Source organism: Methylobacterium sp. 13MFTsu3.1M2 (assembly GCF_900112625.1).
In the GTDB taxonomy this organism is placed as follows: Bacteria; Pseudomonadota; Alphaproteobacteria; order Rhizobiales; family Beijerinckiaceae; genus Methylobacterium.
The window spans coordinates 236,874-260,066 of the sequence record NZ_FOMM01000002.1 but is presented as its reverse complement, the minus strand read 5'-3'; the positions used below and the strand labels follow the sequence as shown (position 1 = coordinate 260,066).

Annotated in this window: 19 protein-coding genes; 10 read left to right on the top strand and 9 right to left on the bottom strand. The window is 69.3% G+C overall.

The annotated features are described in order from the left end of the window. Nucleotides 1-126 precede the first annotated feature (126 nt). Complete coding sequence (locus BM314_RS01265; protein WP_020091998.1) at nucleotides 127-378, top strand: hypothetical protein; 252 nt, start codon at nucleotides 127-129, stop codon at nucleotides 376-378. A gap of 82 nt (nucleotides 379-460) precedes the next feature. Here BM314_RS01265 and BM314_RS01260 read toward each other — a convergent pair whose 3' ends face one another. The 3 genes from BM314_RS01260 to BM314_RS01250 form a co-directional block, all read right to left on the bottom strand. Next, nucleotides 461-1,975 carry a peptidoglycan L,D-endopeptidase MepK gene (locus BM314_RS01260; RefSeq protein ID WP_091976533.1) on the bottom strand — a complete coding sequence of 505 codons (1,515 nt, stop codon included), beginning with the start codon at nucleotides 1,973-1,975 and terminating at the stop codon, nucleotides 461-463. 142 nt (nucleotides 1,976-2,117) lie between these two features. Further along, nucleotides 2,118-4,136, bottom strand: a complete 2,019-nt coding sequence (locus tag BM314_RS01255; protein ID WP_091976531.1) for a L,D-transpeptidase family protein — start codon at nucleotides 4,134-4,136, stop codon at nucleotides 2,118-2,120. Between the two features lie 245 nt (nucleotides 4,137-4,381). Further along, a complete protein-coding gene (locus tag BM314_RS01250) occupies nucleotides 4,382-5,866 on the bottom strand; it encodes a sigma-54-dependent transcriptional regulator (RefSeq protein ID WP_091976530.1) in 1,485 nt (494 codons plus the stop codon). 249 nt (nucleotides 5,867-6,115) lie between these two features. Between BM314_RS01250 and BM314_RS01245 the strand changes: the two genes are divergently transcribed. From BM314_RS01245 to recJ, 7 genes are all read left to right on the top strand, one after another. Continuing rightward, a complete protein-coding gene (locus tag BM314_RS01245; RefSeq protein WP_091976528.1) occupies nucleotides 6,116-7,987 on the top strand; it encodes a M3 family oligoendopeptidase in 1,872 nt (623 codons plus the stop codon). A gap of 109 nt (nucleotides 7,988-8,096) precedes the next feature. Beyond that, nucleotides 8,097-9,458, top strand: coding sequence for an ABC1 kinase family protein (locus tag BM314_RS01240; RefSeq protein ID WP_091976527.1), 1,362 nt, complete (start codon nucleotides 8,097-8,099; stop codon nucleotides 9,456-9,458). 122 nt (nucleotides 9,459-9,580) lie between these two features. Beyond that, nucleotides 9,581-9,874, top strand: coding sequence for an aa3-type cytochrome c oxidase subunit IV (locus BM314_RS01235; RefSeq protein WP_020092004.1), 294 nt, complete (start codon nucleotides 9,581-9,583; stop codon nucleotides 9,872-9,874). 207 nt (nucleotides 9,875-10,081) lie between these two features. Then, on the top strand, nucleotides 10,082-11,311 hold the full coding sequence (locus BM314_RS01230; protein WP_091976525.1) for a Re/Si-specific NAD(P)(+) transhydrogenase subunit alpha: 1,230 nt from the start codon (nucleotides 10,082-10,084) through the stop codon (nucleotides 11,309-11,311). Nucleotides 11,312-11,335: 24 nt separating this feature from the next. Continuing rightward, the gene (locus tag BM314_RS01225) at nucleotides 11,336-11,791 is read left to right on the top strand and encodes a proton-translocating transhydrogenase family protein (RefSeq protein ID WP_020092006.1); all 456 of its coding nucleotides are present in this window, start codon (nucleotides 11,336-11,338) and stop codon (nucleotides 11,789-11,791) included. Nucleotides 11,792-11,795: 4 nt separating this feature from the next. Continuing rightward, complete coding sequence (locus BM314_RS01220) at nucleotides 11,796-13,193, top strand: NAD(P)(+) transhydrogenase (Re/Si-specific) subunit beta (RefSeq protein ID WP_020092007.1); 1,398 nt, start codon at nucleotides 11,796-11,798, stop codon at nucleotides 13,191-13,193. 131 nt (nucleotides 13,194-13,324) lie between these two features. Beyond that, nucleotides 13,325-15,142 (top strand): single-stranded-DNA-specific exonuclease RecJ, encoded by a 1,818-nt coding sequence (gene recJ, locus BM314_RS01215; protein WP_091976669.1) that lies wholly within the window; start codon nucleotides 13,325-13,327, stop codon nucleotides 15,140-15,142. Nucleotides 15,143-15,154: 12 nt separating this feature from the next. On the opposite strand, the gene BM314_RS01210 is transcribed toward recJ, so the two are convergent. The 4 genes from BM314_RS01210 to BM314_RS01200 form a co-directional block, all read right to left on the bottom strand. Then, nucleotides 15,155-15,649 carry a CAP domain-containing protein gene (locus tag BM314_RS01210; protein ID WP_020092009.1) on the bottom strand — a complete coding sequence of 165 codons (495 nt, stop codon included), beginning with the start codon at nucleotides 15,647-15,649 and terminating at the stop codon, nucleotides 15,155-15,157. 153 nt (nucleotides 15,650-15,802) lie between these two features. Next, a complete protein-coding gene (locus BM314_RS01205; RefSeq protein WP_091976524.1) occupies nucleotides 15,803-16,876 on the bottom strand; it encodes an HD-GYP domain-containing protein in 1,074 nt (357 codons plus the stop codon). 109 nt (nucleotides 16,877-16,985) lie between these two features. Next, on the bottom strand, nucleotides 16,986-17,132 hold the full coding sequence (locus BM314_RS30445; protein ID WP_020092011.1) for a hypothetical protein: 147 nt from the start codon (nucleotides 17,130-17,132) through the stop codon (nucleotides 16,986-16,988). 398 nt (nucleotides 17,133-17,530) lie between these two features. Further along, the gene (locus BM314_RS01200; protein ID WP_020092012.1) at nucleotides 17,531-18,223 is read right to left on the bottom strand and encodes a GntR family transcriptional regulator; all 693 of its coding nucleotides are present in this window, start codon (nucleotides 18,221-18,223) and stop codon (nucleotides 17,531-17,533) included. A gap of 478 nt (nucleotides 18,224-18,701) precedes the next feature. Between BM314_RS01200 and oxlT the strand changes: the two genes are divergently transcribed. After that, nucleotides 18,702-19,979: an oxalate/formate MFS antiporter gene (gene oxlT, locus BM314_RS01195; protein ID WP_020092013.1), complete on the top strand. Its 1,278-nt coding sequence runs from the start codon at nucleotides 18,702-18,704 to the stop codon at nucleotides 19,977-19,979. 113 nt (nucleotides 19,980-20,092) lie between these two features. Next, entirely contained in the window at nucleotides 20,093-20,764 is a 672-nt protein-coding gene (locus BM314_RS01190; protein ID WP_091976523.1) for a class II aldolase/adducin family protein, read from the top strand. Nucleotides 20,765-20,776: 12 nt separating this feature from the next. Here BM314_RS01190 and BM314_RS01185 read toward each other — a convergent pair whose 3' ends face one another. Both BM314_RS01185 and frc read right to left on the bottom strand, forming a co-directional pair. Beyond that, nucleotides 20,777-21,709, bottom strand: a complete 933-nt coding sequence (locus BM314_RS01185) for a methionyl-tRNA formyltransferase (protein ID WP_091976521.1) — start codon at nucleotides 21,707-21,709, stop codon at nucleotides 20,777-20,779. Between the two features lie 189 nt (nucleotides 21,710-21,898). Continuing rightward, nucleotides 21,899-23,176, bottom strand: coding sequence for a formyl-CoA transferase (gene frc / locus BM314_RS01180; protein WP_020092016.1), 1,278 nt, complete (start codon nucleotides 23,174-23,176; stop codon nucleotides 21,899-21,901). Between the last annotated feature and the right edge of the window lie 17 nt (nucleotides 23,177-23,193).

The following is a 23,193-nucleotide window of genomic DNA, read 5'->3' as shown; positions in this document are numbered from 1 at the left end:
GAAAAATTCGCCTTTCGGTCGAACTCGCCTCTTTTTGAGGCGTTCTTCGATTGAACGGGTACGCCCGACGTGCGCCTAATCGGCCCGCGTCGGGTTCAGCATCGCCCGTCAGAAGCGGCCGCCACCATGTCCCACAGCCCGTCGCCGCTGTGCCTCGCCGAGACCGAAGCGGTGGCGGCTGTCCCGAGCGTCGCCGTTCGCGCCTATCTCGCTCTCGTCGCCGGTCTCGGCGGTGTCGTCACGGCCGTGATGCTGATGATGTCGGTCGCGGCCAACAGCGGCAGCGAGGCGGAGCGCATCTCGGCGACGCAGGAAGACAGCTACGCGACCACGCTGGTCGGCGCGCTGGCGGTCAACCTGTCCAAGCCTCTGCGCTGAGCGCGTATCCGGCGTCGACCGCCCCGGGTGGCCCTATCCACTGCGCGGCTCCGATGCGGACGTCCTGACGACGACGGTCGAATCACCGCGCCCCCGACACGGCCCGCGCGGCCGAGCCGGTGAAACGGGTCGGCAGGTCGTCGCCGGGGCTGCGGAGACTGAAGCGCGTGGTGACCCGGTCGGGCGCGGCGCCGACCACCGCGTCGGGCGCGGCACCGCGCAGGCGCGTGGCGGCCACGTGCACGGGCGTGGCGCGGCTCGCCGGGGCAGCGCCCGGGCCGGCCGATACGGAGTCGAACAGGGCGCGCAGTTGCGCCTTGGCATCCGCGTCCGGAGCCACGAGGGAGCGGGCGCGAGCCGGAACCGCCGCCGCCGGCTTGTCGAGGGCGCGGATCTCGGCCGCCGGCGCGAGGTTGGCCATCCCGCGCTCCAGCGCCGCGAACTGCACAGGGCGGGGTGGCGGCAGGGGCATGTTCAGGCTCGCCGCGACGGCGGCCATATCGGCGGGGCGCCGCGGCGGGAGCGGTGCCGTGACGGCGGTCACGGTATCGTCGACGGCGACCGGCTGACTGGCGGTCAGGAGCGCCTTGGCGTCGGCGGGCCTGGTGTCGGAGGGCTTGGTCTCGGCGCCTTTCGCCTGCGCCCGCTCGGCCAGCGAGCCGCGCAGGGCGTCGTCGGCCGCGGGCGCCGCGTAGGCGAGGGCCGCGCGCGCGCCCGCCGGATCCTGCGGATCGGCGCTCGCCACGGCGACGACGGGCGCGCGGCGCGACTTCCGCGCCGTCTCCACCGGGGCCGGCACCGGCGCGGGTTCCGGTGCCGACCGGCCGCCGCCGAACAGGCTGGCCAGGAAGCCGAACAGGCCGGGCCCGTCCTCCTCCTCGCCGCTGGCCATCTGCGTCGTGAGGCCCGCCACGGTGCCGCCGCGGGCCAGGATCTCGGCCTTGGCCTCCTCGTAGCGAGGGAAGGGGCGGTTGTCGCTCGGGAGCAGGACGGTCTTGCCGTCCGGGAAGAGGCGGGCGAGCTGATCGTGCGTCATGCGCGGCCACATCCGCACCGAGCCGACGTCGAGGTGAACGAACGGCGTGCCGGCATGCGGGTACCAGCCGACGCCGCCGCGCTGCATCTGGAGGCCGACCTCGCGGATGCGGTCGATCGAGACGTCCGGCAGGAAGAAATCCATCGCCTTGCCGAGCATGTGCTGGCTGTACTCGGCCACCATCTTGGAGCGGCGGCGCAGCATCGCGTTGGTGCCCGGCGAGCGGTAGGCGGAGACGACGTGGATCGGCTGGCTCGCACCGACCTGCCGGTAGGCCTCCCAGACCGTGTCGAACAGGCGCGGGTCCATCTTGGTGGGCTCGTTCACGCGCCAGTCGCGCAGGAGCCAGTTCAGCTGCTCGAGGGCCGCCCGGTCGTAGCGGCCATCGCGCTTGAACGTGATGGTCGCGCTCTCCTGCGTGTGCGTGTGGTAGATCGTCAGCGAGCGGGTGTCGCCGTTGGCGACCGCGTCCTCGGTCTCGGCCGTCCCGGCGAGCAGTCCGAGCGCGAGGCCGGACAGGGCGAGGGTCAGACGGCGAAGGGCGCGCGGGAGACTGGGCACGACGGTCCTGATCCTCTCCCGACAGCCTGACCCGACGCCTGTTGAACCGGGTTCGCGACCGAAACGGCTAAGGCTCGACCGTGGCGAAATCGTGCCCGCCTGTGCGGCCGCGCACGCGAAAGTTGAGAGTTGCGCGGGTGGACTACCACCACCCGCGCGGCGCCGGTTGCTGTGGTGCGGGCGTCCAGAGACCCGGCTCGCCGTATTCCGGCGCGCTGTCGGCCCGGGCGGCGCGGCGCAGGGGACGGCGCGGCGCGTCCGCCTGCTCGTAGCGCCCGGTCGGCCACGCGTCGGCATCCGCGACCGGACGTTCGGGCGCGCGGCGATGAGCCGTCCGAGTCGCGGGCGGCTTCGGCGCGCGCTCGGCCTTGCGCCGCGGCGCCTCGTCGGGAAGCCTTGCAATCGCCGGCCCGCCGCCGCCGGGCAGCCCGAGGGCCGCGCGCATCGGCGCGTCGTAGCCGTAGAGGTCCGGCAGGGTGCGGTAGGTGCCGCCATCGTCCACGAAGGCCGTGAAGTAGGCGAGGTGGACCGGCAGCTTCTCCGGCAGCCGGATCGTGCGCTCGCCCTTGCCGATCAACTTCTTCAGCCGATCCTCGGACCAGTTCGGCAGCACCACGTCGGCGAGGCGGAACGGATCGTCGACGCGCACGCAGCCGTGGCTGAAATCGCGCTTCGAGGCGGAGAACAGCGAGCGGTTCGGCGTGTCGTGCAGGTAGACCGCGTGCTGGTTCGGGAACATGAACTTGATGAAGCCGAGGGCGTTGCGCTCCCCCGGGGGCTGACGCAGCGAGATGTGGCCGCCGCGGCGGACCACCTCGTAGCCGCCCCAGGTCTTGCCGCCGTAGCCGGCGAGCTTCGGCGCCATCGTCTTCAGGATCGAGGGCGGGACGTACCATGACGGGTTGACGACCGCGTATTCCATCGAGCCCGAGAACAGGGGCGTGCGCGATTCCGGCTTGCCGACGATGACCCGCGCTTCGTCGCGCATGACGCCGCCCCGATAGGCGCGGAGGCGGTATTCCGGCACGTTGACCAGGATGTAATCCGAGCCCAGGTCGCCCGGCAGCCAGCGCCACCGCTCCATGTTGACGATGAGTTCGGCCTCCCCGCCGGTCGGGCGCGCCGCGCGGCCGGCATCCGCCAGGGCCAGCACCGTCTGGACGTTCAGGACGCCGTTGCCCGGCAGCCCGCGGCCGCGCTGGAACTTCGCCACCGCGTCCGCGACGACCGAATCGTACTCCTCCGGCTCACCGGCGCCTTTGTCCATCGTGGCGGCCGGACGGCTCTCGAGGTTGAAATGCGCCCGCAGCAGCGGGACGCGGGCGTCGCGCATACCGACGCGAAGGGCCGGTCCGGCCGGGAGGCGCAGCGGCTTCACGGCCGTCGGCGCGGGACCGCGCAGGGCGGCGAGCCGATTCTTCAGCGCGAGATAGCCCGGCGTCGCCGGATTGTAGGCCTGAAGCGCCTCGCCGGCCTTCGCGCCGGCCTCGTCGAGCTTCGCCAGCACGTCGTTCCCGGCCGGAAGATCGAGATGCGGGGTGATCAGCCGCGAGATCGAGGCGAGATTGATCCGGCCGCCGCGAGCGTCCCGGGCGTAGAGCACCGCCGCAGCGGACAGGCGCAGATCGGCATCGGCGACCGCCTTCTCGTCCGGCTTATCGGCGAGCGCCGGCACCGTGTAGGCGCGCGGGTCGAGACCGTCCTCGGCGGCGGCCGACAGCCGCGCCGAGACCGCCTTCGCGGCGTCGGTCCACGCGCCGCCGGAAATCCACAGCGGCCGGAAGGTGCGGGCCTCGTAGAAGCTCCGGATCGCGTCGCGATCCTTGCCGGTCAGGCGCAGCAGGAGGGGCGCGGCATCGGAGAACCGGGCGAAGACCGCTGCGCCGAGCGGATCCGTCGGGGCGACCGGGGCAGCGGCCGCGGGGGCCGGTGCCGGCTCGGCCGCCGGCGCCTCCGGCTTGTAATCGGGAAGGGCGGGTGTGGCCGGAGCCGACGGGCCTGCCTGCGCCGGTGGGGCAGGCGGCGCGGCGGGCGGCGATGCGGGAATATCGACGGCCGGCTGGTCCAGCGAGACCGTCTCGGCACGGAGGGAGCCGGCCGGGGCCAGTGTGCCGCCGAGGAGGGCGGCCAGCGCGATGAGGCTGGAGCGCGGGACGCGCATCGTGATCTCCCGGGGTGCGGCGGCGGGACCGCACGCTCAGATTGTGATTATCCGCGCAAGCGTGGCTTTCAGCAACCGCAGTTGTCGCGAATAGAAGGTCGGTCCTGCAGGTGAATGTGTCATTTCTAATGCTGCTCAGCTTATGATCGGCTAAATCATCTGCCATCAGCGACCAGCAGGGCCGAAATTTTCTCCTGTGTGGCCGAAACGAATGCGCTCGGTGCGCTAGCGCACGTGGCGCACGATCAGGCCGCGTCCTCGGTTTTAGCGTCGTCCTCCAGCCCCAGATCCTTGAGCTTGCGATAGAGGGTGGAGCGACCGATGCCGAGGCGGCGCGAGACCTCCGACATCCGCTGCCGGTAGAACTGGAGCGCGAAACGGATGATCTCCGCCTCCAGCATATCCATCGGCTTCATCTCACCGGTTTCCTCGGCGACGAGCGACATGGCGTGCGGGTCGCGCACCTCGACGCGCACGATCTCCCGCACCGGCTCGGGCGCGTAGGCGGGCATCTGCGGCTGGACCGGCGCCGCAGGGATCCGCACGTCGAAACCCTCGACCTGGGCGGCGATCTGCGGGAACTCGGAGACGGTCAGCTCGTCGCCGTCCGCCAGGACGACGGCGCGGAACAGGGCGTTCTCCAGCTGCCTGACGTTGCCCGGCCACGGATAGCGCGTGAGCAGGGCCATCGCCTCCGGGCTGATCGCCCGAACGCGCTTGCCTTCCTCGGCCGAGAACCGCGCGCAGAACGAGCGGACGAGATCCGGAATGTCCTCGCGGCGGGCCCGCAGCGGCGGCAGCGTCATCGGGAAGACGTTCAGGCGGTAGTAGAGATCCTCGCGGAACTTGCCCTGCTTCACGAGGTCGAGCAGCGACCGGTTGGTGGCCGAGACGAGCCGGATGTCGACCCGCACCGAGCGCTTGCCGCCGACGGGATCGACCTCGCCCTCCTGGAGGGCGCGGAGCAGCTTCACCTGAGCGTCCAGGGGGAGTTCGCCGATCTCGTCGAGGAACAGCGTACCGCCCGAAGCCTCGACGAACTTGCCGGCATGCTTCTCGGTGGCGCCCGTGAAGGCTCCCTTCTCGTGGCCGAACAGGGTGGATTCCACCAAGTTCTCCGGGATCGCGCCGCAATTGACCGTCACGAACGGCTTGCCGCGGCGGTCGCCGGACCCCTGGATTGCCCGGGCCAGGACCTCCTTGCCGACGCCGGACTCGCCCTCGATCAGGACCGGGATGTTGGACTTGGCGGCCCGCTCGGCGAGGCGGATCACCCGCTCCATGTCGGGGCTCTTGGAGGTCAGGTCCTTGAAGGTCAGGGCGCCGGAAGCCCGGCGGCGCATGCGGCGCACCTCCTCCTCCAGCGTATCGACCCGGAGGGCGTTCTTGATCGAGACCTGCAGCCGCTCCGCGCCCGCCGGCTTGACCACGAAGTCGACGGCGCCGGCCCGCATCGCGTTGACCACCGTGTCGATCGACCCGTTGGAGGTCTGGACGATGACCGGTGTGGCGAGGCCGCTCTTGCGCATCTCGGCCAGGACGCCGAGCCCGTCGAGCCCCGGCATGACGAGGTCCAGGAGCACGACGTCGGCCCCCTCGGATCTCAGCAGGGTCAGCGCGTCCGCGCCCGTCTCGGCGATCCGCGCCTCGAAGCCGAAACGGCGCACGGCTGCCTCGGCCAGGCGCCGCTGGACCGGATCGTCATCCACGATGAGCACGGTGGCGGACATAGCGGCTCCCTGAACGGCGCACGAAGGCCGGACGCCCGACGCGGGGTCCACCCGGTCGCGGCCTCCGATTCGGCGACTGTTTCGTTTCGAGCCGTAGCGTGACCCACAGTCGTAAAGTGGCGCTTAACGACGTTTGCACCGCGTCGTCACCGATCGCGCACCGGTCCGACCAACCGTCCGCGTTGAACGCGTGGCGGCACGCTCGATATCAGGGTACGGGGCCGGAGCCCTTGGAGAGGATTGCACGACATGACGCCGAGCCACACCGCCTCGCCGGTGACTGTCCGCCTGCCGGAGGGCGTGAGTGCCGCGCGCGCCGCCGCGAAGGCTGCCGACCTCGGCCATCTACCGGAATGGGACCTCACGGACCTCTATTCCGGCCTCGATGATCCGAACTTCTCCGCCGACATGACTCGCGCCGAGGAGGAGTGCCGCCGCTTCTCCGAGGCCTATGCCGGCCGGATCGCCGAGCTCGCCGCGGGCCCTGACGCGTCCGCGCGGCTGGCCGAGGCGGTGCGGGCCTACGAGGGCATCGAGGACCTGCTGGGCAAGCTCATGTCGTTCGCGGGCCTCGTCTATTCCGGCGACACGACCGACGAGGCGCGGGCCAAGTTCTACGGCGACACCCGCGAGCGCCTGACCGGCGCCTCGGCGGATCTCCTGTTCTTCGCTCTGGAGCTGAACCGCGTCGACGACGCCGCGATGAACACCGCGATGGCCGAAGGGCCGCTCGCGCACTACGCGCCGTGGATCGAGGACCTGCGGCGGGAGAAGCCGCACCAGCTCGACGACCGGACCGAGAAGCTGTTCCTCGAGAAGTCGGTCACGTCGAACGCCGCCTGGGATCGGCTGTTCAACGAGACGATCGCCTCGCTGCGCTTCACCGTGCAGGGCGAGGAGATGCCGCTGGAGCCGACCCTGAACAAGCTTCAGGATCCGGACGGGGCCGTCCGCAAGGAGGCGGCCGGCGCGATCAGCGCAGTGCTGCGCGGGCAATCGCGCGTGTTCACGCTCATCACCAACACGCTGGCCAAGGACAAGGAGATCTCCGACCGCTGGCGCGGGTTCAAGGACGTTGCCGACGCGCGGCACCTGTCGAACCGGGTCGAGCCCGAGGTGGTGGAAGCCCTCGTCGACGCGGTGCGGGCGGCCTATCCGCGCCTGTCCCACCGCTACTACACGCTCAAGGCGAAGTGGTTCGGGCAGGAGGCGCTGCCCTACTGGGACCGCAACGCCCCGCTGCCCCGCGTGGAGCAGCGCACGATCCCCTGGACGGAGGCCCGCGACACGGTGCTCTCGGCCTACGACGCGTTCTCGCCGAAGATGGCGGGGATCGCGCGGCGCTTCTTCGACGAGCGCTGGATCGACGCGCCGACCCGCCCCGGCAAGGCACCGGGCGCCTTCGCGCATCCGACCGTGCCCTCGGTCCACCCCTACGTGCTGGTCAACTACCAGGGCAAGCCGCGGGACGTGATGACGCTGGCGCACGAACTCGGCCACGGCGTCCACCAGGTGCTGGCCGGGCCGAACGGCGCCCTGATGGCGCCGACGCCCCTGACGCTGGCCGAGACGGCGAGCGTCTTCGGCGAGATGCTGACCTTCCGTCGGCTCCTCGCCGCGACCACGGACACGACCCAGCGCCGGGCCATGCTCGCCGCCAAGGTCGAGGACATGATCAACACGGTGGTGCGCCAGATCGCCTTCTACTCGTTCGAGCGGAAGGTCCATCTCGCCCGCGCCAAGGGTGAGCTGACCACCGACCAGATCAACGCGCTGTGGCTGTCCGTCCAGGCGGAGTCGCTCGGTCCAGCCATCACGCTGGATTCCGGCTACGAGCCGTTCTGGGCCTACATCCCCCACTTCATCCACTCGCCCTTCTACGTCTACGCCTACGCGTTCGGCGATTGCCTCGTGAACTCGCTCTACGGCGTCTATGCCCGGGCGGAGGAGGGCTTCGTGGACCGCTACTTCGCGCTGCTGTCGGCCGGCGGGTCCAAGCCCTACGGCGAGCTGCTCGCACCCTTCGGCCTCGACGCCAAGGATCCGGGCTTCTGGCAGATCGGGCTCGGCATGATCGAGAGCATGATCGCCGAACTGGAGAGTATGGAAGGCCGGGCCTGAGAGGAGCGCCGCGGACCGGGCCGGCCCCCGCGGCGCAGGGACCCACGCCCCTGGTTCGCGGCCGGGGGCGGCTTATCTGCGGATCAACAGCAGGCAAGCAGATCGAGAGATGGCCGAGACCGACCGCGAAGCCAACCGCTTCTCCGCCCGCGCCGGGCGCTACGCCAGCGTGGGCGCCAATGTCGGCGGCGTCGCCGCCCGGATGGCCATGGCGCGGCTGTTCGGGAAGGAGGGCACCACCAACGCCGCCGCGCTGGCGCAGGCGCTGGGTGGCCTCAAGGGCCCGATCATGAAGGTGGCCCAGTTGCTGGCCACCGTTCCCGACCTTCTCCCGCCGGAATACGCGGCCGAACTGCAGAAGCTCCAGGCCGACGCCCCACCGATGGGCGCGGCCTTCGTCCGGCGCCGGATGCAATCGGAGCTCGGCGCGAGCTGGCAGGGGCGCTTCGGCAGCTTCGACCTCAAGCCCGCGGCGGCCGCCTCGCTGGGTCAGGTCCATCGAGCCACCACCAAGGATGGTCAACGCCTCGCCTGCAAGCTGCAGTACCCGGACATGCAATCGGCCGTCGAGGCCGACCTGAAGCAGCTGGAGGTCGCGTTCGCGCTCCACCGCCGGATGAACTCGTGGCTCGACACGCGCGAGATCGCGAAGGAGATCGGCGCGCGGGTGCGCGAGGAACTCGACTACGAGCGCGAGGCCAAGCACGCGGCCCTCTACGGCGCCGTGCTGAAGGACATCGCGGCGGTGCGCGTGCCGCGCGTCTTTCCGGAGCTCTCGACGAAGCGTCTGCTCACGCTCGGCTGGCTCGACGGGGACAAGATCCTGGGCTTCGCCGACGAGCCGGTCGAGGTGCGCAACCGGATCGCCCAGGCGATGTTCAAGGCGTGGTGGCACCCTTTCAGCCGGGCAGCGGTGATCCACGGCGACCCGCATCTGGGCAATTACACCGTGTTCTCGGACGCCGGCGAGGCCGCGGGAATCAACCTGCTGGACTACGGCTGCGTCCGGATCTTCCATCCGCGCTTCGTCGGCGGCGTCGTGGATCTCTACCGCGGCCTGTTGGAGAACGACGATGCCCGCATCGTCCACGCCTACGAGGTCTGGGGATTCAAGGATCTCGACAAGGAGAAGATCGAGATCCTGAACATCTGGGCCCGCTTCATCTACGGGCCGCTGCTCGAAGACCGCACCCGCACCGTCGCCGACGGCGTGAAGCCGGGGGAGTACGGTCGCCGACAGGCCTTCCAGGTCCATCAGGCCCTGAAGGAGCGCGGGCCCGTTACTGTCCCGCAGGAATTCGTCTTCATGGATCGCGCGGCCGTAGGGCTGGGCGCCGTGTTCCTCCACCTCAGATCTGAGCTCAACTACCACCGGTTGTTCGAGGCCGAGATCGAGCATTTCTCGCTGGACGAACTCACGAAACGCCAGGGCCGGGCACTCACCGAAGCCGGTCTGCCGAAACCGGCCTGATTCGACGCGAAGATCCACCGGGAGAGCGATCAACTTGCGTGCGTCCGATTGCGGCAGGTAAACGCTTGAGCTACATCCGACCGCGACCGCAAGAAGTCGCGTCTTAGGGAAACGAGCGCACGATGGCCGAGAGTGACACGGTGGCCGGGCACACCTACAGCCCGGCGATGGACGCGACGACGCACGAGCAGACCTATCGCGGATTTGTCCGGTTCGTCGAAATCGCCACTGGCGTCGTCATCTGCTGGGTGCTGGCCCTCGCCATCGGCGGGATCCGCGAGGCGTGGCTGCTGGCCATCGTCGGCGTGATCGCCTCCGGAGCCGCGGGCGCGGTGGGCGCCCTCGCGCCGGCCGTGGGGTGGAAGGCCCCGCTGGTCGTCGGCATTCTCCTCGTCCTCTACCTGTTCTTCGCCTGAGAGGGCCGTGGGCGGCGGCGTCGAGCGTCGCCGCGGATGACGAACCCGCTCGCGTTCGCCGAGCGGGACGCTGACACATTGTTGGCAATTAAATTGGGCGCAAGTTACATTCCGGCCGCATCCATCGCGGTATCGTAGATCCGCCTCTCGAAAAGCTGCGCCGGTTCGCGCATTCGAAAGGCCGAGCTTTTCCAGGGGAACCCTCGCATGCGCATTGCTGTGCTGTCCGAGACGGACTCCGCGGAGCCGCGCGTCGCCGCGGTTCCTGAGACCGTCAAGAAATTCAAGACTCTCGGTGCCGACGTCGTGGTGCAGTCCGGGGCCGGTCAGAAGGCCGGAATCCTGGACTCCGAGTACGAGGCCGCCGGCGCCAGCATCGCTGGGAGCGCCGCGGATGCTGCCGGGGACGCCGACCTCGTGCTCAAGGTGAGGCGCCCGAGCGCCGAGGAGCTGCCGCAGCTGAAGCGCGGCGCCACCGTGATCGCGATCATGGACCCCTACGGCAACGAGGACGCCCTCAAGGCGATGGCCGAGGCCGGGATCGACGGCTTCGCCATGGAGCTGATGCCCCGCATCACCCGCGCGCAGGTGATGGACGTCCTGTCCTCGCAGGCCAATCTCGCCGGCTACCGCGCGGTCGTCGACGGCGCCGCCGAGTACGGGCGGGCCATGCCGATGATGATGACCGCCGCCGGCACCGTGCCGGCCGCCCGCGTCTTCGTCATGGGCGTCGGCGTGGCCGGCCTCCAGGCCATCGCGACAGCCCGCCGGCTCGGCGCGGTCGTCACCGCCACCGACGTCCGGCCCGCCACCAAGGAGCAGGTCGAATCGCTCGGCGCCAAATTCGTCGCCGTCGAGGACGACGAATTCAAGCAGGCCGAGACGGCCGGCGGTTACGCCAAGGAGATGTCGGCCGAGTACCAGAAGAAGCAGGCGGAGCTGGTCAAGGGTCACATCGCCAAGCAGGACATCGTCATCACCACCGCGCTGATCCCGGGCCGGCCGGCGCCGAAGCTGGTCTCCGAGGAGATGGTGGCGTCGATGAAGCCGGGTTCGGTCCTCGTCGATCTCGCGGTGGAGCGCGGCGGCAACGTCGCCGGCGCCAAGGCCGGCGAGGTCGTCACGAACGATCGCGGCGTGAAGATCGTCGGCCATGTCAACGTGCCGGGGCGGCTCGCCGCCACCTCGTCGAGCCTCTACGCGCGCAACCTCTACGCCTTCGTCGAGACCCTGATCGACAAGGAGTCGAAAGCGCTGGCCATCAACTGGGACGACGAGCTGGTGAAGGCCACGAACCTCACCCGCGACGGCTCGGTCGTCCACGCATCCTTCCAGCCCAAGACCGATGGCGCAGCCTCGGAAGCCGCCTCCGTGGGGCTGGCCAAGTCGGAGGCCAGCAAGGCGTCCGGTGCGGCCACCCCGGCGGGCGCGCAGTGAAGCCTGGCCGAGAGGAGTAGCAGAATGGCAAACGTCATCGTCCCTCCCGATCAGGCGGCCGATCAGGCCCGCGTGCTGGCCGACGCCGCGCGCGCGGCGGCCGCGGTGGCGCGCAACGCCGCCGACCAGGCGCAGGTCATCGCCGACGGCATGGGCCACGGGCTCAGCGCCGCCACCGGCGGCGCGGTCGATCCGACCGTGTTCCGGCTCGCGATCTTCGTGCTGGCGATCTTCGTCGGCTACTACGTGGTCTGGTCGGTGACCCCGGCCCTGCACACCCCGCTCATGTCGGTGACCAACGCGATCTCGTCGGTGATCATCGTCGGCGCGATCCTGGCGGTCGGCGTTCCGCTGATCGAGAAGGGCACGGGCCTCGCCCGGTTCTTCGGCTTCATCGGCATCGTGCTCGCCAGCGTGAACATCTTCGGCGGCTTCCTCGTCACGCAGCGCATGCTCGGCATGTACAAGAAGAAGGGCTGAGCCGGTGTCAGAGAACGTCTCCTCCCTTCTCTATATCGTCGCCGGCGTCCTGTTCATCATGGCGCTGCGGGGGCTCTCGCACCCCACGACCTCCCGGCAGGGCAACCTGTACGGCATGGTCGGCATGGGGCTCGCCATCCTGACCACTCTGGTCGGCCACCCGCCGGCGGGTGCCGGCGCCTGGATCCTCGTCCTGCTGGGCTTAGGGCTCGGCGGCGGCGCCGGCGCGGTGATCGCCAAGCGCGTGCCGATGACCGCGATGCCGCAGCTCGTGGCGGCCTTCCACTCGCTGGTCGGCCTCGCGGCCGTCTTCGTGGCCGCGGGCGCCCTCTACGCACCGCAAGCGTTCGGCATCATCGAGAACGGGCACTTCCACAAGCAGTCGCTGTTCGAGATGGGTCTCGGCGTGGCCATCGGCGCCATCACCTTCACCGGCTCGGTGATCGCCTTCGCCAAGCTCGACGGGCGCATGTCCGGCAAGCCGATCATGCTGCCTCAGCGCCACCTCATCAACGCGCTGCTGGCCGCCGGCCTCGTGCTGCTGATCGCCCTGTTCATCGGCACCGAGTCGAAGGCGATCTTCTGGCTGATCGTCATCGCCTCGCTGGTGCTCGGCGGCCTGATCATCATCCCGATCGGCGGCGCCGACATGCCGGTGGTCGTGTCGATGCTCAACTCGTACTCGGGCTGGGCGGCGGCCGGCATCGGCTTCACCCTGGGCAACCTCGCGCTGATCATCACCGGCTCGCTGGTCGGCTCGTCGGGCGCAATCCTGTCCTACATCATGTGCCACGCGATGAACCGGTCGTTCATCTCGGTGATCCTCGGCGGCTTCGGTGGCGACACCGCCGCCGCCGGCACCGGCCAGGTCGAGACCCGGCCCGTGAAGCAGGGTTCGGCCGACGACGCGGCCTACATCATGAAGAACGCCGAGCGGGTCATCATCGTCCCGGGCTACGGCATGGCGGTCGCCCAGGCGCAGCACTCCCTGCGCGAGATGGCCGACATGCTGAAGAAGGAGGGCGTCGACGTGAAGTACGCCATCCACCCGGTGGCGGGCCGCATGCCGGGCCACATGAACGTGCTGCTCGCCGAGGCCAACGTGCCCTACGACGAGGTCTTCGAACTGGAGGACATCAACGGCGAGTTCCCGCAGGCGGACGTCGCCTTCGTGATCGGCGCCAACGACGTCACCAACCCGGCCGCCAAGACCGACAAGGCCTCGCCGATCTACGGCATGCCGATCCTCGACGTGGAGAAGGCCAAGACCGTGCTGTTCATCAAGCGCGGCATGGGCTCCGGCTACGCGGGTGTCGAGAACGAGGTGTTCTTCCGCGACAACACCATGATGCTGTTCGGCGACGCCAAGAAGGTCGTGGACAGCGTGCTGAAGTCGCTCTGAGACCCAGGTCTCCAGCAGCGTCGAGGGGCGGGCAGCGATGCCCGCCCTTTCTCGTTGTGGCGATCGGGTTCGCCGTCGCTGTTGCGGCGGGGCGCAAGATTCCTCGCGCCGGCCGGTGTAGGGTGGCGTCCGTGTCGTCCGCTCCACTCCTCGCCGAATTGCCGCCCTTCCTGGGTGTGGCCGCCTCCGTGACCGGCCGGCGCTGGCAGGAGCGCTGCGGCGGCGCGGCCGTCCAGAATCACATCGCCAAGATGGTCCAGGCCCACGGCCTGCCGGAACTGCTGGCCCGGGTGCTCGCGGGACGCGGGATCGTACCGGAGGCGGCGCCCCGCCACCTCGCTCCGCGCCTGCGGGACCTGATGCCGGATCCGGACACGCTGCTCGACATGGAGGCGGCCGTCCGCCGACTCGTTCGGGCGGTGAAGCGCGGGGAGACCGTGGCGGTTTTCGGCGACTACGACGTCGACGGCGCCGCAAGCGCGGCCCTGCTCGCCGGATACCTCCGCGAGCTGGGTTTGCGCGCGCCGATTCACATTCCCGACCGGATCACCGAGGGCTACGGACCCAACATCGCGGCGATCACCGCGCTCGCGGCCGAGGGCGCGACGCTCCTCGTCTGCGTCGATTGCGGGACGAGCGGCCACGCGCCCCTGGAGGAGGCCGAGAAATCCGGCCTGGACGTCATCGTCCTCGACCACCACGCGGCCTCCGAGGTGCTCCCGCCGGCCCGCGCCGTGGTCAACCCGAATCGCCTCGACGACCTCTCGGGCCTCGGCCATCTCTGCGCCGCCGGCATCGTGTTCCTGACCCTGGTCGCGCTGAACCGCGCCCTGCGGCAGGACGGCTTCTTCGGCGGCCATCGTCCCGAACCGCAGCTCACCGCCGCCCTCGATCTCGTCGCCCTGGCGACCGTTGCCGACGTCGTGCCCCTCACGGGCCTCAACCGGGCCTTCGTGACCCAGGGCCTCACGGTGATGCGCCATCGCGGCCGCACCGGGCTCGCGGCGCTGCTGGACGCCGCCTCGCTCGGCGAGCCGCCGGAAGCCTGGCACCTCGGCTTCGTCCTCGGGCCGCGCATCAATGCCGGGGGCCGCATCGGCGATTCGGCACTGGGCGCCCGCCTGCTGACCACGGCGGACCCGAGCGAGGCGGCCCGGATCGCCGCCGACCTCGATCGGCTGAACCGCGAGCGCCAGGCGATCGAGGCGCAGGCCGTCCAGGAGGCCGAGGCCGAGATGGACCGGGCGCTGACGCTGGATCCGGCCCGCACCGTGCTGGTGACCGCCAGCGCCGAGTGGCACCCCGGCATCGTCGGCCTCATCGCCTCGCGGTTGAAGGAGCGCTTCAACCGCCCGGCCTTCGCGTTCGCGATCCGCCCGGACGGCACCGCCACGGGCTCTGGGCGCTCGATCCCGGGCGCGGATCTCGGGCTCGCGGTCCGCGCCTGCGTCGAGGCCCGGCTCGCCAGCAAGGGCGGCGGCCACGCCATGGCGGCCGGCGTCACCGTGCGGGCCGATGACATCCCGCGCTTCGAGGCGCACCTGGCGATACTGCTCGGGGCGAGCGTCGCGGTGGCCCGCGCGGCTGACGCCCTGCTGATCGACGGCGGCCTCAGCGCCGGCGGCGCCACCGCGGAGACGGTCCGGCTGCTGCAGCAGGCCGGCCCGTTCGGCCAGGGCGCGCCCGAGCCGCTCTTCGCGCTGGGCCGGCATCGCCTCGTCGATGCCGGCGTGGTCGGCTCGAACCATGTCAGGGCGCGACTGCGCAGCCGCGACGGTCAGGTGGTCGGGGCGATCTGCTTCCGCGCGGCCGAACGGCCGCTCGGCCTCGCCCTCCTGAACGGGATCGGCCGAGAGATGCACGTGGCCGGGACCCTGTCCTGCGACCGCTGGCGCGGCGCCGAGCGGGCCCAGCTCCGGATCGTCGATCTCGCGCCGTCCGAACCCTGAGACGCCCCGGCGTCAGGTCCCGGCCATCACGAGCGCCCAGAAGCGCTTGTACCGCGTCGTGGGGGCATCGACCCGAGCGATCCCGATCCTGCGGATCTGCGGGAGCAGCATGTTCTTGTTATGCTCGGGGCTCGCCTTCCAGCGGGCGAGCACCTGTTCCAGGGTCTCGGAGCCGGCGCTGAGATTCTCGGCTGCCCAGGATCTCGCGAGACCGGCCGACGCCATGCGCGAGGTGAAGCTGCCGCCGGCATCGTGGCTGAGCTGGCCGCGGCGGGCGTTGTTACCGGCCTGGAAGGCCGCCGCCTTCACGAGAGCCGGATCGACCACGACCGGGCTCAGGCCGTGCTGGACCCGGTAGGCCGAGATCGCCGCGGCGGCCGCGACCTCGTCGAGCACGGCGGTGTGCGTCGCGTTCTCGACAGAGGACTCGGGAAGGACCGAGAGACCGCCGCACCCGGTGAGAGCCAGCAGGAGGGCGGCGGCGATGGCGCGACTGAGTTTGGGCACGGTCCGAACGGCATTGCGTGAGACGGGACCGTCTCCCTCCGGCGCGGTTGCGGCGAAAGCGCGGCGCGCGGCGCGCCGGCAGGATCCCGCCGACCGGCGTGGCGCCAGAGCCACGCCCGGCCGCGGATCAGGCCGCGAATTCAAGCTGCGGATTCAGGCCGCCAGGGCGCTGCCTTTGAGCATGGAGGGCGCGAAGGCCCGCAGGAGATCCGGATCCAGATGCCCGGCGCTGTCCGTCATGATCGACAGCGCCTCGGCGGGCGAGGCGGGCTGCCGATAGGTCCGCCGCTCGGTCAACGCGGAGAACACGTCGCAGATCGTCACGATCCGCACGAGGTCGGAGATCGCGGGGCCGGACAGCCGATCGGGATATCCTTTCCCGTCCAGACGCTCGTGGTGGTGGCGAACCACGTCGATCACCGCGTCCTCGAAATCGCCGTGCGCCCGGAGCAGATCGGCGCCGATGTCGGGATGGCGCTGCATCAGCCGCAATTCCTCGGCGTTGAGCGGCCCCGGCTTGTTGAGGATCTCCACGGGGATGCGCGCTTTGCCGATGTCGTGCAGGAGCGCCGACCGCACCAGCAGTGCGAGATCGGTCTGACCGAGCCCGATCTGCGAGCCGAACGTGGCGGCATGGCCCGCGACGCCGAGGGTGTGCTGATAGACGCCGATTTCGTGGCGCCAGACCTCGGCAAGCCACTCGGAGATCCCGACCTCGGAGATCGCCGCCAGAACGAGTTCGGTCCCGCGATCCGCGTCGGCGCGCTGCAGCCGGGCCCCGAGGGCGGCGCTGTCGAAGATCTCGGCGACGACGGCGGTCGCGCCCGAGACGCGCTCCAGCAGCCGGCGCTGCCGCAGCTCTGCGGACCGCGTCGCCTCCTCGATCATGGCGAAGACGTTCGCCAGAACGAGTTGCCGGGGCGAGGCGGCCGGCAGCTGACGCAGATAGCGGGTAGCCGGCATGGGTTCGCCGCGCACGAGGACGAGGCGCGGAACCGGCGGTCCGTGGTGGGGGAGGGTCGACTGCACTTTGGCGGTATGGGCCGGCGGCAGGTCGAGGATGACGAGGTGCGGGCGGCCTGACGGTAGCGGCGCGCCGGGCGGGATCGCCCAGCAGTTCATCACGAGCGCGATGGCACGCTCAAGGGCCGATCGTTCGGACGGGCGGTCCGATACGAGGAGGACGAAGGGGCCGTCCGAGAAAACCGAGGCTGCGCCGAGGGCCAACGCGGTAGCTCCTCGCCCGCACGGTCAACGATCGGTTCACCCTACGCGTAAAATTTGAGGAAAGCGTTACCCCTACGCACTCTCTGGTATCGCGGATCCAGCACTGACTTCAGGCGAGCTTTGCGTTCGCGACGTCGGCGGTCGGCTCGACAGTGTTTCGGGCACGGTCGGCGGAGAGGAAGTCCGCGAACTTGACGGTGAGCAGCGCCTGGCAGGCGGCGAAGGCGACAAAGATGGCGAGGAAGCTGGCGATCATCGGATTCTCCGGCGCGGTCTGGAACCGCCTCATGTTGCGACGCAATGCGTGCCATGCTGCTGCGCAACTTGGTATGCCAGATTACGAATACCGATTATGTCGGACATGCATGGGGCGCGCAGATCGAGCCCACAAAGTTCGGACTGATGCCCAGTCATGCATAAAAATGCACAACTGACCGGCTTCGCAAGGTCGTGGCCTCACCGAACATGTTCTGCAGTGCATCAACGCTTGCGCGCGATTTATATTCAGGCGCGTGCTGAGCTCGTGTGATAGCCGGCGCGGCGAACGAGGGTTCCCCCCGAGCGCCGCTCGCGCCCTTGGCCCATCATCATGCCGCAGAGGCACGAGGTGTCGTCCGCGCCGGACGATCCGTCAGGCGAGGACAGAACGGTCGCTCAATCCAGATAATCGCCGTAGGTGTCGACGTGCTGCGCGAGGCCCAGACCGTGCTCGCGCACGAGTCTCTCGGCCAGATCGGCATCACGGGCTTCGAGCGCCGAGATGATGGCGACGTGCTCCCGGATGGAGCGCTCCGCCCGATCGCCCTGCCGGAGCGCGGTGCTGCGGATGCCGCGCACGTGCATGAGCAAATTGCTGGTCAGATCGGCGATCGCCTCGCAGTGACCCAGCGCGATGATCCGCTGATGAAATCGGATGTTCGCGTCCGAATACTCGTCCATGTGTTCGGACGGCTGGCCCTCGAAGAACTCGGGGAAGGATTCGCGCAGCGAGCGGAGCTGGCCGTCGGTGGCGCGCGCGCAAGCGAGGCGTGCCGCCATGCTCTCCAGCGCCGTCCAGGCGTGGATCATGCTGACGATCTCGCGCTTGTTCTTCTTGATCACGAAGACGCCGCGCCGGGCCTCGGAGCGGACGAAGCCTTCCTGCTCGAGAACCGTCAGGGCCTCCCGCACCGGGGTGCGGCTGACACCGAGATCCTGCGACAGCTTGCGCTCGTCGAGCCGCACCTCGTCCGGACGCCCGTAGATGTCCATGTTGGTGATGGCCGTCTTGAGCGCCTCGTAGGCCAATGTCCGGAGACTGGAGCTGGCGACGATGGGCTTCACGCTCAGCGGTTCGGAATTCGACATCCCTCGTCCAGTCAGCTCACACGCATGATGTCTCGCACGCATTCTCTGTCGTGCGCTCTCAAACGACCTAACCCAAACCTTTGCGAGATCCTAGTCGATCGCGGAGCGGTCCCACAGACCTGTGACCATTGCCGGCGCTCGGCACCTGAAAAATTGGCCGCGGCGCGACCATCACCCGTCGCCTAGCGAGACACGTTCGGGAAGGCGATTTAATCCCTGGTCGCGAACCTGTGTTTTTTTGCAGGTTTGATTGACACCCCGGGATTAAATCAGCACCATCTTGCTGGCATACCGTCGACCATCGGACATCAAGGCGGACTCGGCGCCGGATGCTGCTGTACTGCAGAGATTATTTGTCTGCGGGCCAAGAATTTTTCGAAGAATTCCGATCACGTTGTTCTGACAAGCTGCGCCGTGGCAGGGCATAAGCCCGGCTTGAGCGCGAACGCCGACAAGAATACTGCCAAGAGGGAACGGTATGTCCGAGATCGTCAAACCGGTTGGGCGCGGCCGCTGGCTGCAACTCGCCTTCGGCGTCGTCTGCATGTGCATGATTGCCAATATGCAGTACGGCTGGACCTTCTTCGTGAGCCCGATGCAGGAGCGGCACGGCTGGGATCGCGCGGCGATCCAGGTGGCGTTCACGCTGTTCGTCGTCACCGAGACGTGGCTGGTCCCGATCGAGGGCTGGTTCGTGGATAAGTACGGTCCGCGCATCGTCACGCTGTTCGGCGGCCTGCTCTGCGCCGTCGCGTGGGTGATCAATTCCTACGCGGACTCGCTCACCGTGCTTTATATCGCGGCCGCGATCGGCGGCACCGGTGCAGGCGCGGTTTACGGGACCTGCGTGGGCAACTCGCTGAAGTGGTTCCCCGACCGCCGCGGCCTGGCCGCCGGCATCACCGCCATGGGCTTCGGCGCGGGTTCGGCACTCACGGTCGTGCCGATCCAGGCGATGATCAAGTCCCAGGGCTACGAGGCGGCCTTCTTCTACTTCGGGATCGGGCAGGGCGTGATCGTCATGCTGATCGCCCTGTTCCTGCGCGCGCCGGCCAAGGGCCAGGTTCCGGAAGTCGCCCGGGTCAGCCAGTCGAAGCGGGACTACAAGCCCTCCGAGATGGTCCGCACCCCGATCTTCTGGGTCATGTACGCGATGTTCGTCATGATGGCCGCCGGCGGCCTGATGGCCACCGCGCAGCTCGGCCCGATCGCCAAGGACTTCAAGATCGCCGACGTCCCGGTCTCGCTCCTGGGGATCACGCTGCCGGCGCTGACCTTCGCGGCGACGCTCGACCGGGTTCTCAACGGCGTGACGCGCCCGTTCTTCGGCTGGGTCTCCGACCATATCGGCCGCGAGAACACGATGTTCCTGTCCTTCGCGATCGAGGGCCTGGGCATCTACGCGCTGAGCCAGTTCGGCCAGAATCCGATCGCCTTCGTGCTGCTGACCGGTCTCGTGTTCTTCGCGTGGGGCGAGATCTACTCGCTGTTCCCGGCGACCTGCGGCGACACGTTCGGCTCGAAGTACGCGGCGACCAATGCCGGGCTGCTCTACACGGCCAAGGGCACCGCGGCGCTGATCGTTCCCTACACCAGCGTGCTCACGACCATGACCGGAAGCTGGCACACGGTGTTCCTCGCGGCCGCGGCCCTCAACATCCTCGCGGCCCTGCTGGCGCTGTTCGTCCTCAAGCCGATGCGCGCCGCCTACACCAAGAAGCCCGAGGCGGGCCTCGCGCCGGTGCTGGCGCAGTAGCAGGCCCCGATCGCTCGGCGCCGCGGCGCCGAACCGAAGCGAATGAGCCCGGCGCCGTCTTTACGGCGCCGGGCTTCCTGCATACCGGGAACCGGGCCTTCCGGAGATCGGGCATGGACAGGGACGAGCGGATCGCGCGCGAGGGCGTCGTGGCGGCGGCGCGGGCACTCGACGCACAGGGGCTGAACCGCGGCACGTCGGGCAATGTCTCGGTGCGCTTCCGCGACGGGCTCCTGATCACCCCGTCGGGCGTGCCCACGGATCGGATCGAACCGAACGACGTGGTCCGGATGGGTCTCGACGGCACCCACGCGCCGGATCGGAAGCCGTCATCGGAATGGCGCTTCCACCGGGACATCCTCGCGTCCCGTCCGGAATTCCACGCGGTGGTCCACGCGCATCCGGTCTACTGCACCGCCTTCGCGATCTGCGGAGAGGCCATCCCGGCGGTCCACTACATGATCGCGGCCTTCGGCGGCCCGACGGTACGCTGCGCGCCCTACGCGCCCTACGGCACCGCGGAACTCTCAGACCTCGCCCTCGCAGCGCTCGTCGACCGCAACGTCTGCCTCCTCGCCAATCACGGCATGATCGCGGCCGGGGCGAGCCTGGAGAAGGCCCTGTGGCTCGCCGTCGAGCTGGAGACGCTCTGCCAGCAATACGCCGTCGCGCGGCAGATCGGGACGCCGATCATCCTGTCCGACGACGAGATCGGCACGACGGTCGAGCGCTTCCGCGGCTACGGTCTGAATGCGGCGCGGCCGACCGCGCCGGAGACGACCTGACGCGCGGGTGACCTAGCGCCCGAGAAACTGACCGACCGCCAGCCCGGCCTCCCGGGCGTACTCGGCGGCCGCGACCTTCTTGCCGCCCTCCGCCTTGACCTTGCGGATCTCGAGGCGCCCGCCCTGCGCGCAGACGCTGAAGCCCTCGTCGTCGACGGCAATCACCTCGCCGGGCTTGCCGACGACGTCGGCGAGCTTGCGGATCCGATGCAGGCTGCAGTCGAAGATCTGGAGCTTCTTGCCGTCGTGCGTGGTCCAGGCACCGGGTGCCGGGTTCGCCGCGCGGATCAGGTTGTAGATCTGCTCGGCGTGGGCCGACCAGTGGATCTCCGCCTCGGCGCCGCGGAACCAACCCTCGTAGCTCGCGGCGTCCTCGTCCTGATCGATCTCGACATGCTGGCCGGCCACGACGAGGTCGGCCGCCTCGAGCATGGCCTCGACGCCCATCGGGAACAGGTTGTCGAAGTAGACGTCGCCCAGGGTCGCGTCGGCGCCGATCGGGCAGGATTTCTGCAGGATCACCGGCCCCTCGTCGAGGCCGTCGGTCGGCCGGAAGATTGTCAGGCCGGTCTGCAACTCGCCCCGGGCGATCGGCCAGTTGATCGAGGAGGGGCCCCGGTAACGCGGTAGCAGGCTCGGATGATACTGGATGGTGCCGTGCTTCGGGATGTTGACGAAGCTCTGCGGCGCGAACTGGAGCACGTAGGCCATGATGCCGATATCGGCGTTCAGGCCGCGCATGGCGTCCTCGGCCTCAGGGCTCTTCAGGCTGGGGAACTGGAAGACCGTCAGCCCCTTCTCGACGGCCGCCGTCTTGAGGACATCCGGCTTGGCACCGGGCTTCTCAGGCGCGCAGAACACCGCCGCAACCTCATCGCCTCGTTTGAGGAACGCCTCCAGGACCGCTTTTCCGAAATCCTGTTGACCGATGAAGGCGATGCGCATGCAGGCTCCTGGGTGTCATCCGGACCCTGAGCGGGGCCGGGGAGAAACAAACCGAACGCGGGCTCGGCGGCGCGACCGTGCCCCGGCTGTCGAACGGCGTCACCCGGAATCCGGGGCCGCGCTTCACGCACGCCCCCGGATTGTAACATCGGCGATCCGGGATCTCGCCCCCGGATCGCCGGAGACCGATCACTCCGCCGCGATCTTCTGGACCGCGCCGATCGCGCCGGACTCGGCGATCTCGCCGACCTCGGCCTCGGAGTAGCCGAGCACGGAGCGCAGGATCTCGTCGGTGTGCTCACCGAGGAGCGGCGAGCGGGTGACCTCGCTCGGGCTCGCCGACAGCTTGATGGGGTTGCCGACCGTCAGGTACTTGCCGCGGGTCGGGTGATCGACCTCCACGATGGTGCCGGTCTTCCGCAGGGACTCGTCCTCGGCGATCTCCTTCATCGACAGGATCGGGCCGCAGGGGATGTCGTACTTGTTCAGGGTGTCCATCACCTCGAACTTCGACACCTTCATCGTCCAGGCCTCGATCCGCGTGAAGATCTCGTTGAGATGCGGCAGGCGGGCCTTCGGGGTCGCGTAGTTCGGATCGGTCTTCCAATCCGGCTCACCGATGATGTCGCAGATCGGCTCCCAGACGGCGGCCTGGGTGATGACGTAGATGTAGGAGTTCGGGTCCTGCTCCCAGCCCTTGCAGCGCAGGATCCGGCCCGGCTGGCCGCCACCGGAATCGTTGCCCGCACGCGGGGTCGCCTCGCCGAACGGGATGCCCTCGCCGAACTGGCTGTACTCCCTGAGAGGCCCGTGCGCGAGACGCTGCTGGTCGCGCAGCTTGACCCGGCAGAGGTTGAGCACGCCGTCCTGCATGGCACAGTCGACCTTCTGGCCGAGGCCGCTCTGGGTCCGGTGATAGAGCGCCGTGACGATGCCGAGGGCGAGGTGCAGGCCGGTGCCGGAATCGCCGATCTGCGCGCCCGTCACCATCGGGATTCCGTCGCGGAAGCCCGTCGTCGACGCGGAGCCGCCGGCGCACTGCGCGACGTTCTCGTAGACCTTGCAATCCTCGTAGCGGCCCGGACCGAAGCCCTTCACGGAGGCCAGGATCATCCGCGGGTTGACCTCGTGGATCTTCTCCCAGGTCAGGCCCATGCGGGCGAGGGCGCCGGGCGCGAAATTCTCGACCAGGACGTCGCATTCCTTGATCAGCCGCCAGAGAACCTCCTTGCCCTTCGGGTTCTTCGAGTCGAGCGTGATCGACCGCTTGTTGTGGTTCAGCATCGTGAAATAGAGGCTGTCCACGTCCGGGATGTCCTGAAGCTGCTGACGCGTGGCGTCCCCCGCGCCCGGCCGCTCGACCTTGATGACGTCGGCGCCGAACCAAGCCAGGAGCTGCGTACAGGTCGGGCCGGATTGAACGTGGGTGAAGTCCAGGATGCGGACGCCTTCGAGGGCCTTGGTCATGATCGGTCTCGGAGCTG